The 13,834-nt window shown below is 67.7% G+C and carries 12 protein-coding genes; 11 read left to right on the top strand and 1 reads right to left on the bottom strand.

Annotated features, from left to right (window positions below):
- Positions 1 to 63: 63 nt before the first annotated feature.
- Positions 64 to 2,439, bottom strand: a complete 2,376-nt coding sequence (gene pdxA / locus DC347_RS15425; protein WP_109863540.1) for a 4-hydroxythreonine-4-phosphate dehydrogenase PdxA — start codon at positions 2,437 to 2,439, stop codon at positions 64 to 66.
- A 187-nt stretch (positions 2,440 to 2,626) separates the two neighbouring features.
- On the opposite strand from pdxA, the gene DC347_RS15420 reads away from it, so the two are divergent.
- The 11 genes from DC347_RS15420 to DC347_RS15370 all read left to right on the top strand — a co-directional run bounded on the left by DC347_RS15420 (position 2,627) and on the right by DC347_RS15370 (position 13,715).
- Complete coding sequence (locus tag DC347_RS15420) at positions 2,627 to 4,201, top strand: ABC transporter substrate-binding protein (protein WP_018762020.1); 1,575 nt, start codon at positions 2,627 to 2,629, stop codon at positions 4,199 to 4,201.
- A gap of 3 nt (positions 4,202 to 4,204) precedes the next feature.
- The gene (locus tag DC347_RS15415; protein ID WP_018762019.1) at positions 4,205 to 5,140 is read left to right on the top strand and encodes an ABC transporter permease; all 936 of its coding nucleotides are present in this window, start codon (positions 4,205 to 4,207) and stop codon (positions 5,138 to 5,140) included.
- Positions 5,137 to 6,075: an ABC transporter permease gene (locus DC347_RS15410; RefSeq protein ID WP_018762018.1), complete on the top strand. Its 939-nt coding sequence runs from the start codon at positions 5,137 to 5,139 to the stop codon at positions 6,073 to 6,075. Before DC347_RS15415 ends, DC347_RS15410 begins: the two co-directional genes overlap by 4 nt.
- Before the next feature lies 1 nt (position 6,076).
- Complete coding sequence (locus DC347_RS15405; protein ID WP_109863539.1) at positions 6,077 to 6,949, top strand: ABC transporter ATP-binding protein; 873 nt, start codon at positions 6,077 to 6,079, stop codon at positions 6,947 to 6,949.
- A complete protein-coding gene (locus tag DC347_RS15400) occupies positions 6,942 to 7,772 on the top strand; it encodes an ATP-binding cassette domain-containing protein (RefSeq protein WP_109863538.1) in 831 nt (276 codons plus the stop codon). Before DC347_RS15405 ends, DC347_RS15400 begins: the two co-directional genes overlap by 8 nt.
- 34 nt (positions 7,773 to 7,806) lie before the next feature.
- A complete protein-coding gene (locus DC347_RS15395; RefSeq protein WP_109863537.1) occupies positions 7,807 to 8,796 on the top strand; it encodes an aldo/keto reductase in 990 nt (329 codons plus the stop codon).
- A gap of 44 nt (positions 8,797 to 8,840) precedes the next feature.
- Positions 8,841 to 9,632 carry an HpcH/HpaI aldolase/citrate lyase family protein gene (locus DC347_RS15390; protein ID WP_109863536.1) on the top strand — a complete coding sequence of 264 codons (792 nt, stop codon included), beginning with the start codon at positions 8,841 to 8,843 and terminating at the stop codon, positions 9,630 to 9,632.
- Between the two features lie 4 nt (positions 9,633 to 9,636).
- Positions 9,637 to 10,875: an exo-alpha-sialidase gene (locus tag DC347_RS15385; protein WP_109863535.1), complete on the top strand. Its 1,239-nt coding sequence runs from the start codon at positions 9,637 to 9,639 to the stop codon at positions 10,873 to 10,875.
- Positions 10,872 to 11,546 carry an SDR family NAD(P)-dependent oxidoreductase gene (locus DC347_RS15380; RefSeq protein ID WP_109863534.1) on the top strand — a complete coding sequence of 225 codons (675 nt, stop codon included), beginning with the start codon at positions 10,872 to 10,874 and terminating at the stop codon, positions 11,544 to 11,546. Before DC347_RS15385 ends, DC347_RS15380 begins: the two co-directional genes overlap by 4 nt.
- Before the next feature lie 18 nt (positions 11,547 to 11,564).
- Complete coding sequence (locus DC347_RS15375) at positions 11,565 to 12,581, top strand: hypothetical protein (RefSeq protein ID WP_109863533.1); 1,017 nt, start codon at positions 11,565 to 11,567, stop codon at positions 12,579 to 12,581.
- 96 nt (positions 12,582 to 12,677) lie between these two features.
- The gene (locus DC347_RS15370) at positions 12,678 to 13,715 is read left to right on the top strand and encodes an AAA family ATPase (protein WP_109863532.1); all 1,038 of its coding nucleotides are present in this window, start codon (positions 12,678 to 12,680) and stop codon (positions 13,713 to 13,715) included.
- Positions 13,716 to 13,834: the final 119 nt, after the last annotated feature.

The following is a 13,834-nucleotide window of genomic DNA, read 5'->3' as shown; positions in this document are numbered from 1 at the left end:
CCTTCCCGTGGGCATGGCGGTGGCAGTGCTACCAATGCTAGTCACCGATGGGTTTCGACTGGCTCAACCAACGTGGGCCGGCCGGGTGGCCATTTCTGCCGCCTGGTGCAGCGCCTCCACCATGGACCGGGAATCGGCGATGGCCTTGCCCGCGATGTCGAACGCGGTGCCGTGGTCAACGGACGTCCGGATCACCGGCAGGCCCACCGTGATGTTCACGCCGGCCTCGATCCCCAGCACCTTCACCGGTCCGTGCCCCTGGTCGTGGTACATGGCCACCACCAGGTCGTAATCGCCGCGGCCGGCCAGGAAGAACAGCGTGTCCGCGGGCAGCGGGCCCACGGCGTTGATCCCGTCCGCCTGCGCCGCCTTCACGCCCGGCTCGATCTTCTCCGCTTCCTCGCCCTGCCCGAACAGGCCGTTCTCGCCGGCGTGCGGGTTGATGGCGCACACGCCGATCTTCGGGTTGGGGATGCCCGCCCGCACCAGCGCCTCGTGGCCGCGGCGGATGGTCCGCTCCACCAGGTCCGGGTTGATCTTGCGGATGGCATCCACCAGGCCGATGTGCGTGGTCACGTGGATCACCCTGATCTTGGGCGTGGAGAGCATCATGGACACTTCCTCCGTGCCGGTCAGGTGCGCCAGCAGCTCGGTGTGCCCGGGGTAGATGTGCCCGGCGGCGTGCAGCGCCTCCTTGTTCAGCGGCGCGGTGCAAATGGCTTGCACCTTCCCGGCCATCGCCAGCTCGCTGGCCACCCGGATGTATTCGTAGGCGGCATGCCCGGCCACGGGCGAGAGCTGGCCCCACGGCAGGTCCGCCGGCAGCAACGCCAGATCGATGACGTTAACCCGGCCCGGCGTGAACACAGCATCGTCCACATCCTCGATCGGCCGGATGTCCGCCCCGATGCCCAGCACCTCCGCCGCCTGCCGCAGCCGCAGCGCGTCGCCGATCACCACGGGCCGGCACTCGGCATTGCTCTGCGGATCCAGCACGGCGGCCACCACCACCTCGGGGCCAACTCCGGCGCCGTCGCCCATGGTCACGGCCACGTAGGGAAGGGGCTGGTTCTGCATTGATTCGTCAGTCATTGTTGCTCCAGATTCTTCGGAAGTCTTGTGGGAAAGGGTTTGGGTGGAAGCTGCGGCGGCCTGGCCGCGGCGCCTCCGGATTTCGTCGTACAGCTGAAGGAGGGCCAGGTGGTCGCCGAAGCTGCCGGGCTTGGTGCCCACCAGCGTCCCGTCGTCCGCGCGGCTCAGCACGGCTCCGTGCTGCACCGCCGCGAGCGGCACCAAGCTGGAGCGGCCGACGGCGTCCAGGACTTCCCGGGCCGTCTCACCGCCGGTGAGGATCAGGTCGGCCCGGGTTCCCTTGACGGCCTCGGCGGCGAACCTTGCCAGCGCCTGCACGATGCGGGGTGAGGCGGACGGGTCCACTTTCTGGGCCGCCAACGTGACGATCATGCGGGCACCTGACCGCAAATCCGCCGAAACCTGGGCCAGTTGGGACACGTAGGCGCCGGCTGCACCGGCGTAGAGCGGGTGCAGCCGGACCACCGTGAACCCCCGGGCTTCAAGGGCAGCCAGTTGCGCCTGCGCGGTCTGTGAAGCGGAGCCGACGACGGCGAGCACCGGCCCGGGTGCCTCCTGCGGTTCCGCGGTGGTTGCGTCAGCCGTTGCCACAGGTTGCGCATTTCGCGCAAGTCGTGGGCTGAGCCGCTGGGCGAGGACATCGGCCGCCCCGCCGGTTCCGACCAGCACGATGCGGCGTCCGCCCGCCCGGAACTCCAGTTCCAGCAGGGCGTCCACGGTGTTCTCCAGGTCCCGGACGGTCTCGCCGTCCACCACCACGAGCTGCGGCCGCTCGGGTTCGAGCAGCCCGGCGAGCTTCGCAGCCAGGGATCCGGAGCGGACCGCAGCCAGATCAACGGAGCGCACAGAGGACGGATCCGCCGGGGCCAGCAATGAAGGAACATCGACTGGCGGGGCCGACAGCTCGGCCTCCCAGAAGTCCGTTTCCGCCAGGGGAGTGCCGGCAGCCAGCGGCTTGCCACCGAGTACTGTGCGCTGCAGCTGGGGGAGTGCGCCCGCAATCACGGCGTGGAATCCAAGGCTGGCCAAGGCCGACACCTCAGCCTGGATGTTGCCGCGCCACAGGGAATCCATCTTCTTGAACTGCACCTGTGCGGCAGAGGCCTCGGGACCGGAGAACGCCTCCTTCACCAACGCCTCAGCCTCGGCCCCGGACAGGCCACGGGAGTGTGTATCGGCGACCACCACGTCGGTGACCTCTCCCGCAAAGGAGGGGCCGCCGTCGTGCGTTCCGAAAGACGTACCCGCGGCGAGAATGACCTGCGCAGTCAGCCCATGTTCCACAAAGCAATAGCCAACCTCGGCGGCGCCGGAGAAGTCGTCGGCCTGCACAAATACGGAAGCCACGGTGCTCCTCTCGTCATAGTCGGCTGGAACCCGCCAATCAGCGGGAGCTTTCCATCATCATGACATGGTTGCGCGAATCGCGCTAGATAGGTTGCGCAATTTGCGCAGGAGTGGCAAAGTGATGGACACAACATTCGGCGCAGCCATTCCGGCAGCCCGCCATCCCCGATCTACCGAGAGGTCAACGATGACCGTTCTTCCTCAAGGAAGTGAGATTTCCCGCCGCCGCCTCCTTCAGTTCGGTGCGGCCGCCGGGTTTCTGCTGGGCACCGGCAGCCTGGCCGGCTGCGCCGGCCCCACCGGACTCCCCGGACCCAGCACCCTGACCCTGGCCCTCAACCGGTCCCTGGTCAGCCTGGACAACAAGCTCAACCAGTTTGACGCAGCCGTCACCGTGCAACGCTCGGTCCGCCAGGGACTCACCGCCATCGGCCCCGAAACCAAGCCCGTCCTGGTCCTGGCCGAACGCTTCGAGATGACCGGCCCCACCGAATGGACCGTCCGGCTCCGCGACGGCATCCGCTACTCGGACAACAGCCCCGTCACTGTGGAGGACGTCTCCACCGCCCTGAAGATGTACAAGCAGGTCCAGGGCTCCTTCGTGGCCGGGTTCTTCCCCGAATTCCCCGAGGTTGTCCCCGTGGATGACCGCACGTTCAGGATGGTCACCAAGAAGCCGGTCCCCATCCTGGACTCACTGATGAGCATGATCCTGATAACCCCGGCCGCACAGAACAAACCGGAGGAACTCCAGGAAGGCCTGGGCACCGGTCCTTATGTTGTCACCAAGTACAACCGTGGTGCCGGCACCTACAGCTTGGAACGCAACAAGAACTACTGGGGTCCCGCGCCGCACATCGACAACGTGGAGGTCCGGTTCCTCCCTGAGGAATCCAGCCGCGTCATCGCCCTGCGCAGCGGCGAGGTGGACGTCATCGACTCCATCACCCCAGACTCCCGCGAACAGCTCGCAGGCCTGCCCGGCGTCACGCTGCAGGAAGCCTCAAGCCTGCGCCTCAACCAGATCTTCTTCAATTTCCGCAAGCCCGCCGGCCACCCGCTGGCCAACCCCCGCGTCCGCCAGGCCCTCAGCATGGCCATCGACGGACAGTCCCTGGTGAAGGACGTCCTGGTGGACTCCGTCACCCAGGCCGCAGGCGTCACCCCGTCCAGCCTCACCGGCTACTACAAGACCGGCGAATACGTCTACGACCCCGAGAAGGCCAAGGCCACCCTTGCAGAACTTGGCGTCAAGGACCTCACCCTGAAGATCATCTGGGAAACCGGCGAATTCGCCTCCGACACCTCCGTGATGGAAGCCCTGGTGGAAATGTTCGGCAAGATCGGCGTCAAGGCCGAGCTCCAGCAGTTCGAACCCGGCGGCAACATCATGGCCTGGCGCCAGGGCAAACAGGGCGACTGGGACCTGCTGGCCAACGGCTACCCCAGCCCCACCGGCCTGGCCATCACCATGCTCCAAGGCATGTACGCCGGCACCCCGGAAAAGGAAGCCACCCGCGACACCTACCAGGGGTACGTCATCCCCGAGGTCACCGCCAAGATCCAGGCCGCTTCCGCCGAGGCGGACCCGGCGCGCAGGACGCAACTGCTCAACGACGCCCAGCAGGCAGTCTGGGACACCTGGCCCTGCGCCTGGGCGTTCGTGCCCAAGTCCGTCCTGGCCCACCGGGAACGGGTGTCCGGGATCAACCTGGCACCCACCAACTCCTACCCCCTCGTTGATGTCCGGCTGGAGGCCTAAGCCATGACGAACTACATCCTCAAACGCCTGGGACAAGGCCTGCTCACCGTGTTCCTTACGGTATCCACCGTGTTCATCCTGATCCGCATGGCCCCCGGCGACCCCGCCGTCTCCTACGCCGGTCCGCTGGCCACTTCCGAACAGCTCGCCAAGGTGCGCGAACAGTTCGGCCTGGACAAGCCCCTCCTGGAGCAGTACTGGATCTTCCTGCAGCAACTGTTCAGCGGCAACCTCGGCCAGTCCTACTCGTTCCAGGCGCCGGCCATGCAGGTGGTCTTCGAACGCCTGCCCTACACCCTGACCCTGGCGACGTCGGCAATCCTGCTGACCGCCGTCGTCGCCATCCCGCTGGGGGTGTGGATGTCCCGCCGCCCTGACACCGGCCGCGAATTCGGCGTCAACGTGCTCACCATCGCCGGGCAGTCCATGCCCGATTTCTGGACCGGCATCATGCTGCTCACCGGGTTCGCCGTGCTGGTCCCCCTCTTTCCGGCCTCCGGCTTCGCCACCTGGGGCGGCCTGGTCCTGCCCACCGTCACCATCGCCATCCTGCAGATCGCGCTGATCTCCCGCATGGTGCGCCGCGAGATGACCAACAACCTGGCCGCCCCGTACCTCACCGTGGCCCGCTCCCGCGGCGTGAAGAACTCCGTGCTCACCTGGCGCTACGCAATGGGCAACTCCGCCATCCCCGTCTTCACCGCACTGGGCACCCGGTTCGCCGCGATGCTCAACGGCGTGGTGGTGGTGGAAGTGGTGTTCGCCTGGCCCGGCGTCGGCTCCCTGATCGTCCGGGCCCTGGAAACCCGCGACTACCCCCTCATCCAGGCCACGGTCCTCATCACCGCGCTCCTGGCCGTAGGCGTGCAGCTGCTGATCGACCTCGCCTACCCGCTCCTTGATCCCCGCGTTCGTCTCGGAAAGGCGGCCACAGCATGAGCCTCCACACCGCAACCCCCGCCGGCCCGTCCGGAAGCACCGGCGCGCCAACCCGGCAGCCAAGCCCCAGCGCCGTCACCAAGGCGGACCTTGCCCGGGCCGGCGCCACCCGACGTCGGAAAGCCGCGCAATGGAAACTGGTGGTCGGCGCCATCTGCACCCTGCTGGTGATCATCCCGATCATCCTGGCCAACGTGCTCCCGCTCCCGGACGCCAACTTCCAGGACCTCGCCGCCCGGCGCCTGCCCCCGCTCACCGACGGCCACCTGTTCGGTACCGACCAGCTGGGCCGCGACCTGCTCTCCCGCGTCCTGCACGGCGGCCAGGTCTCGCTGACCATCGGCCTGCTGGCAGTCCTGGTCTCAGGGGCCATCGGCGTGATCCTCGGCTCCGCCGCCGGCTACTTCGGCGGCTGGGTGGACACCATTGTCTCCCGTCTCCTCGAAGCCCAGATGTCCCTGCCGCTGCTGATGATGCTGCTGCTGGTGGTGGCCCTCTTCGGCCCCTCCATCCCCGTGATCACGTTCGTGATCGCCATCGCGCAGTGGCCCGAGGTGGCCCGCCTGACCCGCTCCATGGTCCTGGTGGAACGCGAAAAGCCGTACGTCTCCGCCGCCCGGATCCTGGGCCTGCACCGCATCCAGATCCTGATCCGGCATATCATCCCCAACGTCATCAAGCAGGCAACCCTGGTGGTGCTGCTCCTGCTGGCGCAGGCCGTGCTGCTCGAATCCGCGCTGTCCTTCCTCGGTGCCGGCCCCCAGCGCCCCTTCGCCACCTGGGGCCGGATCATCTCCGACGGCCAGGACTACATCACCACCTCCTGGTGGATGGTCACCCTGCCCGGCCTGGTGATCGTGCTCATGGTGGTAGGCGTCAACCTGCTGGGCGACGGCCTCCGCGACCGTCCCCGCCGCAAGAAGAAGGGTGCCTGACATGTCTGTTTCCCCCACGTTCACCGAGCAGCCGCTGCTGGAGGTCCGCGACTTCCAGGTGGAACTGATCACGGACGCCGGCATCATCCGCGCCGTGGACTCCGTCAGCTTCAGCATCCACCGGGGCGAGACGGTCACCATCATCGGCGAGTCCGGTTCAGGCAAGTCCACGACGGCGATGGGCATCCTCCGCCTGCTGCCCGAGGACTTGGCGGTCCTGTCCGGCACCGTGCTGATTGACGGCGTCGACATCTCCGCCGACCCCAAGGCCATCGACAAGGTGCGCGGCAGGACGCTGGCGCTGATCCCGCAGGACCCGATGACGGCACTGAGCCCCGTGCACTCGATCGGCAGCCAGCTGTTCGAGGCTATCCGGATCGCCGGCGCCGCCTCCGCCAAGGACAAGGGCGCGCTGCAGGCCCGGGCCGTGCGGCTGCTGGAACAGGTGCACATCCCCACGCCGGAGAAGCAACTGAAGAAGTACCCGCACCAGCTCTCCGGCGGCATGCTGCAGCGCGTGCTCATAGCCATCGCTTTGGCGTCCGAGCCGCAATTGCTGGTGGCGGACGAGCCGACATCGGCCCTGGACGTCACGGTGCAGGGCGGCATTCTGGACCTGCTGCTGGAACTGCAGGAACAGCGTGGCATCGGCATCCTGATGATCACGCACGACCTCGGCGTGGCCCGGCTCATCTCTGACAGGATCCACGTGATGAAGGACGGGTCCTTCGTCGAATCCGGCGAGGTCCAGCAGATCGTGGACCACCCCGCCACCGAGTACACCCGCACGCTGCTGGCCGCGGTGCCCGTACTGGGGCCGTGGGACGAAACCCCCAACGCCACCCTGACCACTACTGGAGCACGCCATGACTAAGCCGTTCCTCGCCGTCGACAACCTGGTGGTGGACTACCACGTCCCCGGCGGCACCTTCCGCGCCGTGGACGACGTCTCCTTCTCCGTGGACAAAGGCAAGACGATCGCCGTGGTGGGTGAATCCGGCTGCGGCAAATCCACCATCGCCAAGGCCCTGATGCGGCTGGTGACCCCCACCAGCGGCAAGATCAACCTCGACGGGACGGACATCGCGGCCATGAGCGAAGCGAAGCTGCGGCCCATGCGCTCCAAGTTCCAGATGGTGTTCCAGGATCCATACGGCTCCCTGGACCCGCACATGACCGCGCAGGAAATCGTGGCCGAACCGCTCAAGCTGCAGGGAGTCCGCTCCAAGGCCGAACGGCATGCGGCGGCGGCGAAGCTGATTGACCAGGTGGGCCTTCCCGTCCGGTCCCTGGACAAGCACCCCGGCGAGTTCTCCGGCGGCCAGCGCCAGCGCATCGGGATCGCCCGGGCGCTGGCCTCCAAGCCCCAACTGCTGGTCTGCGACGAAGCCACCAGCGCCCTGGACGTCTCTGTCCAGGCGCAGGTGCTGCGGCTCCTCAAGTCCATCCAGGACGAAACCGGCATCACCTACGTGTTCATCTCGCACAACCTTGGCGTGGTGCAGGAAATCAGCGATACCGTCATGGTGATGCAGCGCGGCAAGCTCGTGGAACTCGGCCCCACCGCCGACGTCCTGACCGCCCCCAAGGAGGACTACACCCGCAAACTCCGCCGCGCGGCCCTGGACCCCTCCACCATGACCGGCCTGAAGCCGCGGCACATCGTCCGCTCCCTGGCGCTCGCCAACCAGCCCTGACCCTTTGACACACGCAACCACGAGGAATCAACGCATGAGCACGCAGCCCAACGGCACCCAGGTGGACGGCCTGGAACTACCCATCTCCCGGCTGGTCCTGGGGACCATGACGTTCGGCGACACCGCTGACGAGGCCACCGCGGGCCGGATGGTGGAAGAAGCGCTCGCCGCCGGCATCACCACCATCGACACCGCCAACGCCTACGTTGGCGGCACCACGGAGGAGATGCTCGCACGCCTTTTGAAAGGAAAGCGCGACGCCGTCATCCTGGCTTCGAAGGCCGGCATGCCGCACGCGGACCACGGCTCCAATGCACCGCTCTCCGCGGCGGGGCTGCGCGCCAGCGTTGAAGGCAGCCTGCGCAGGCTGGGCGTGGACAGCCTCGACCTCTTCTATCTGCACCAGCCGGACCGGGCCACGCCGCTGGCCGAAACGCTCTCCACCGTGGCGGCCCTGGTCGCCGAGGGCAAAATCGGGGCGCTGGGCGTGTCCAACTTCGCCGCCTGGCAGATCGCCGATGTCATCCACACGGCACGCGAAGTGGGGGCGCCGCAGCCCGTCGTCGCGCAGCAGCTCTACAACCTGGTGGCGCGCCGGCTGGAGGAGGAATACCTCGAATTCGCCGCCACCCATGACGTGCACACCATGGTCTACAACCCGCTGGGCGGCGGCCTGCTCACCGGCAAGCACAGCTTCGAGGCAAAGCCCACCGAGGGCCGCTTCGGCGACTCCAAGCTCGCGGCCATGTACACGCAGCGGTACTGGGACAAGCAACTGTTCGACGCGATCGGCGAGCTGTCGCGAATCGCCACCGGTGCCGGGCTGCCCCTGGCCGAACTGTCGCTGCGCTGGCTCGCCTACCGCAAGGGTGTGGGCTCGATGCTGCTGGGCGGCTCCAAGGTGGAACAGCTGCGTGCCAACATCGCCGCCGTGGCCAACGGGCCGCTGCCGGCCGACGTCGTGGACGCCTGCGACGCCGTGGGCACCTCGCTGCGCGGCCCCATGCCCGCCTACAACCGCTGACCCATTCCTCCCGACTGAACCGATTACGAAACTGAAGGACTCTGATGACCTCCCAACTGGCCCTCGAATTCGCCCGCAAGATCCGCGCCCGTGAGCAGGCGGTGGGCTATTGGTCGGTGCTGGACGCGCCCGTGGCCACCGAACGCATCGGCCGGCTCGGCTACGACTACGTGGCCCTGGACGCGCAGCACGGACTGCTCGGCTACTCCGGCGTGCTCAACGGGCTGATGGCCATCGACGCCGGGCACACCGCCGTCGGGATGGTCCGCGTGGAGGCCAACGACTTCACCGCCATCGGCAAAGCACTCGACGCCGGCGCCGCGGGGGTCATCGTTCCGCTCATCAACAACGCCGAAGACGCCGCTGCCGCCGTGGCCGCCGCCAAGTACCCGCCGCTGGGCGGCCGCTCCTACGGGCCCATGCGCTCGGCGCTGCGGATCGGGCCCGTCCCGGCCGAGGCCAACGCCACCACCCTGGTCTTCGCCATGATCGAGACCCCCGAAGGCCTGGCCAACGTGAAGGAAATCTGCGCCACCCCCGGCCTGGACGGCATCTACGTTGGCCCCTCCGACCTCTGCATTGCGGTAGGCGGGGCCTTCCCCGGGGATCCCGCCGTCGAAACCGAATTCAATGCCGCCCTGGAAACCATCGCCGAGGCAGCGGCCTCCGCGGGGATCGCCGCCGGCATCCACACGGCCGCCGGCACAGTGGCCAACCAGCGGCTGCGGCATGGCTACACGTTCACCACCGTGGCCTCGGACCTGACGCACCTGGAACAGATCGCCAAGTCCCACCTCGACGCTGCCCGCTCCGATGCCGGCACCAAGGAGAGCTAATCCCATGCAGAACACCACAACCGACGCGTACAACACCATCACCCCGGACGGAGCGGTCAAGACGGCCGACGGCGCCGACTTCGCCTACCTGCCCGCACCCACCGTGCAGAGCCACGCGGCCAACCTGCTTACCCTTCCCGACGGCCGTTTAGGCTGTGTGTGGTTCGGCGGCACCCAGGAAGGCGTGCCGGACATCTCCATCTGGTTCTCCACCCTGGAGCCTGGCAGCAGGCAGTGGTCCGACGCCGTCCAGCTTTCGGATGACTCCACCCGGTCCGAGCAAAACCCCATCCTGTTCGTTGCGCCGGACAAAGCCCTGTGGCTGCTGTACACCGCGCAGAAGGCGGGCAACCAGGACACCGCCGAGGTCCGCCGTCGTATCTCCCTGGACAGCGGCCGCACCTGGGGTGAGGTGGAGACCCTGTTCCCGGCCAACGAGACCGGCGGCGTGTTCGTCCGCCAGCTGCCCGTGGTGCTCCCGTCCGGCCGGCTGATCATCCCGATCTTCCGCTGCATCACCACGCCTGGCGAAAAGTGGGTGGGCAACAGCGACGACAGCGCCGTGATGATCTCCGACGACGCCGGCGCCACCTGGACCGAAACCGTGCTTCCCGGCAGCCTGGGCTGCGTTCACATGAACATCCAGCCCGTGGCCGACGGCTCCCTGCTGGCCCTGTTCCGCAGCCGCTGGGCCGACTCGATCTACGAATCCCGCTCCACGGACGACGGCACCACCTGGAGCGAGCCCGTCCCCACCGAGCTGCCGAACAACAACTCCTCCATCCAATTCACCGCGCTCGCCGACGGCCGCCTTGCCCTGGTGTACAACCACAGCCGGGCGGGGGAGGGCACCGAACGGCGGCTGTCCCTCTACGACGAGATTGACGACGACGGCCTGGCCGACGAACAGGGGCAGGTGGCCGAGCCGGATGCTTCTGTTCCGGACGACGGCGTGAAGCGCGCCTTCTGGGGGACGCCGCGCTCACCCATGACGCTGGCCATCTCCGAGGATTCAGGCCGTACGTGGCCGATCCGCCGGAACCTGGACGTGGGGGACGGGTACTGCCTGTCCAACAACTCCCGTGACGGGCTCAACCGCGAATACTCGTATCCGTCCATCCACCAGGGCCCGGACGGCGCCCTCAACATCGCCTACACATACTTCCGGCAAGCCATCAAGTTCGTCCGGGTCGACCCGCAGTGGGCCTACGAGGGCGCCACCACGCCGGGCGGGGACTCATGACCCGGCACGCTGTGGTCACCGGCACCAGCTCGGGGATCGGCAAGGCGATAGCGGAGCGGCTCCTGGCCGACGGGTGGCAGGTGACCGGCCTGAGTCGGACCGGGTCTTCGCTGGTCGGGAAGTTCGCGTGGCGCCAGGCCGATCTCTCGGAGCCCGAATCGTTGCCGGATGTCCTGGCCGGGCTGGGTTCCGTTGACGCGTTAGTTCATGCCGCAGGATTCCAGGGCACCGCGCACCTTGGCTCCCTTGACCCGGCGGCGCTGGCGGGGATGTTCACGGTCCACGTTGCGGCCGCGTCGGTGCTGGCGAACGAATTGGTGCCGTCCATGCCCGACGGCGGCCGGATCGTCCTGCTGGGCAGCCGCACCTCCACGGGGATGCCGGGTAAGAGCCACTACGCCGCGACGAAGGCGGCGCTGATGGGGCTCGGCCGGACGTGGGCGCAGGAACTCGCGCCGCGGGGGATCACGGTGAACGTGCTCTCCCCGGGGCCCACCGACACCCCCATGCTCAACGATCCGGGCCGCGCCGCCACTCCGGTGAAGCTGCCTGCACTGGGCGCCCTGGTGGACCCGGAGGATGTGGCCGCCCTGGCCGCGTTCCTGCTGGGTCCGCATGGCAAGTCCATCACCGGCCAAAACTACGTGATCTGCGGCGGCGCCTCCCTTTAGCGCTCGGTGAGGAGGATCATGGTCCTCGTGGGGTTGACGTACCGCAAGCGCGTTCGAGGTGTGGCCGCAATCGCTGCGGCCCTCCTGGTGGCCGCCGCCGCGGGCTGCACCGGTGCCCCGGAACCCGCTGGCCCGCCCGGCGGCACCGCGAGCCCCGCGGCGGATGTCCGGATCGCCGCCGTCGGGGACATGAACCCCGAGGGGAACGCGGACCCGGACAGCAGGTCTGGCCGGAACGGTGCGGCCATCTCCCGGCTGGTTAAGGGCAATGAGATCGATGCGTTCCTGGGGCTCGGCGACTTCCAGTACGACACCGCCTACTGCCGGGACTACGTGGACTACTGGACGCAGCTGTGGGGCGGCACGATGCCCAAGCTGTACTGGGTGTCCGCCCCCAACCACGACTGGCAACCGGGCCGCAACGAAGACCTTGATGATTTCATGAACGGCCAGTGCCCGGGCTCGGACGCGAAAGCGGCCATCAACGAGGAAAGGGGCTTCATTCCCAACGAAAAACCGTATTCAAAGGACTTTGGGAACTGGCACTTCGCATTCCTGCCCTCCGGGCTGTGGCGGTACGACAAGGCAGCGGCTTCCGCCGCGACAACATGGCTGGACACTGACCTCGGTGCCGCCAGGGCAGCAGGCAAACACCTTGCGGTGGTCTACCACGAGCCCTACTTCACGTCGGACACGGACGAACATGAGCGGGCCGCAAACCATAAGCCCTGGATCAACGTGATGTGGAAGCACCGGGTCCGGCTGACCCTGTCCGCCTCACAACACAACTACGAGCGGTCCTGCCCCGTGGATAATGCGGATACCTGCGTCGATGACGGCATGACAGCCTTCCAGGTTTCAACGGGAGGCCGCACCCTCCGCCCGTTCACCAGCAGCCCAAAATACATCGCCAAGCGGTTCAGCGACACCCACGGGTTTCTCCGGCTGACGCTGCACGGTGACGGTTCGTTCGACTGGACCTTCGTCCCGACCACAGGGCAGAGTACGGACTCAGGTTCGCGGTCGGCACCCTGATCTGTCCGCCAGGCAGAACCCCGCGGGTGCTCCCCATCCTCCAGCGCACCCATGACCCATCCGCCCCGGTGGCGAATCGAGGTCTACAGTGGAGGCATGGCTCTCAGCCGCAATCCGCTCGATGACCTGCGTGAAACCATCGGCCACCTCGCCGATCAACTCAAGCTGCCCGGTTCGGAACGCGTCGACGACCTCGTCGGCGACCTCATGGGTGCCAGGCCCGGGCCGGCGCGGCCGCTGTCCGAGCTGCAAGCCGAGCTCGATGCGCTGGTGGGACTGGAAACCGTCAAGGAACAGGTGCGGGCCCTGGTCGCACTGCTCCAGGTCCAGGCACGCCGCAAGGCGCACGGCCTGCCGGAAGTGGCCACCTCTCAGCACCTGGTGTTCCTCGGAAACCCCGGTACGGGCAAAACCACCGTGGCGCGGCTCCTGGCCGAGATGTACCGGGCGGTGGGCCTGCTGCAGAAGGGCCACCTGGTCGAGGTGGACCGTTCGGGCCTGGTGGGGCAATACGTCGGCCAGACCGCGATCAAGACGGACCGGGTGATCCGGCGCGCACTGGACGGCGTCCTGTTCATCGACGAGGCCTATGCGCTGGCCCCGGAGGACGGCCGGATGGACTTCGGCCCGGAAGCCATCGAGGTCCTGCTCAAACGCATGGAGGACCACCGCCACCGCCTGGTGGTGATCGTGGCCGGGTACCCGCGGCTGATGGAGGCTTTCCTGCTCTCCAACCCCGGACTCCGCTCCCGGTTCGCCCGCGAGATCACGTTCCCGGACTACTCCGTGGACGCACTCCTGGCCATCTTCAGCCAGATGCTGGCCCAGCACGAGTACCTCCTGGAGCCGGACGCGGACCAGATGCTGCGCCGCATCTTCACCGGGCTCCACGCCGGCGAAGACTCCGGCAACGCACGGTTCGCCCGCACGCTGTTCGAGCAAGCGCTCAACAGGCAGGCGCTGCGGCTCTCCCTGGACGAGGACCAAAGCCTCGACGCGCTCGACCGGGAGGCCGTCATGACGCTCACCGCTGACGACCTCGTCCAGGCCGCGATGGCGTTGGGCGAGGAGCCGGAACCGGAACCGACGACGCCACCCGAGCAGCCACGCTGGAAACGCTGGCTGTTGGCCTGACGCTGTCTACGCCCCGCCTGGATCCCGGCCGCCCTGAATCCGCCAACCCTCGAGATCGCCGGAGCGGTGCGAGCCCGCCGGAACGTTCCGGCGAGTTCGCACCGTTCCGGCGACCCGGA

This window comes from Pseudarthrobacter sp. AG30 (assembly GCF_003116525.1).
In the GTDB taxonomy this organism is placed as follows: Bacteria; Actinomycetota; Actinomycetes; order Actinomycetales; family Micrococcaceae; genus Arthrobacter.
This window is presented reverse-complemented; position numbering and strand designations above follow the sequence as displayed.

What these genes read in the sequence shown, in the direction of transcription:
- DC347_RS15420 (WP_018762020.1), top strand. Translation starts at nt 2,627, where the DNA reads ATGACCGTTCTTCCTCAAGGAAGTGAGATTTCCCGCCGCCGCCTCCTT.
- DC347_RS15415 (WP_018762019.1), top strand. Translation starts at nt 4,205, where the DNA reads ATGACGAACTACATCCTCAAACGCCTGGGACAAGGCCTGCTCACCGTG.
- DC347_RS15410 (WP_018762018.1), top strand. Translation starts at nt 5,137, where the DNA reads ATGAGCCTCCACACCGCAACCCCCGCCGGCCCGTCCGGAAGCACCGGC.
- DC347_RS15405 (WP_109863539.1), top strand. Translation starts at nt 6,077, where the DNA reads ATGTCTGTTTCCCCCACGTTCACCGAGCAGCCGCTGCTGGAGGTCCGC.
- DC347_RS15400 (WP_109863538.1), top strand. Translation starts at nt 6,942, where the DNA reads ATGACTAAGCCGTTCCTCGCCGTCGACAACCTGGTGGTGGACTACCAC.
- DC347_RS15395 (WP_109863537.1), top strand. Translation starts at nt 7,807, where the DNA reads ATGAGCACGCAGCCCAACGGCACCCAGGTGGACGGCCTGGAACTACCC.
- DC347_RS15390 (WP_109863536.1), top strand. Translation starts at nt 8,841, where the DNA reads ATGACCTCCCAACTGGCCCTCGAATTCGCCCGCAAGATCCGCGCCCGT.
- DC347_RS15385 (WP_109863535.1), top strand. Translation starts at nt 9,637, where the DNA reads ATGCAGAACACCACAACCGACGCGTACAACACCATCACCCCGGACGGA.
- DC347_RS15380 (WP_109863534.1), top strand. Translation starts at nt 10,872, where the DNA reads ATGACCCGGCACGCTGTGGTCACCGGCACCAGCTCGGGGATCGGCAAG.
- DC347_RS15375 (WP_109863533.1), top strand. Translation starts at nt 11,565, where the DNA reads ATGGTCCTCGTGGGGTTGACGTACCGCAAGCGCGTTCGAGGTGTGGCC.
- DC347_RS15370 (WP_109863532.1), top strand. Translation starts at nt 12,678, where the DNA reads ATGGCTCTCAGCCGCAATCCGCTCGATGACCTGCGTGAAACCATCGGC.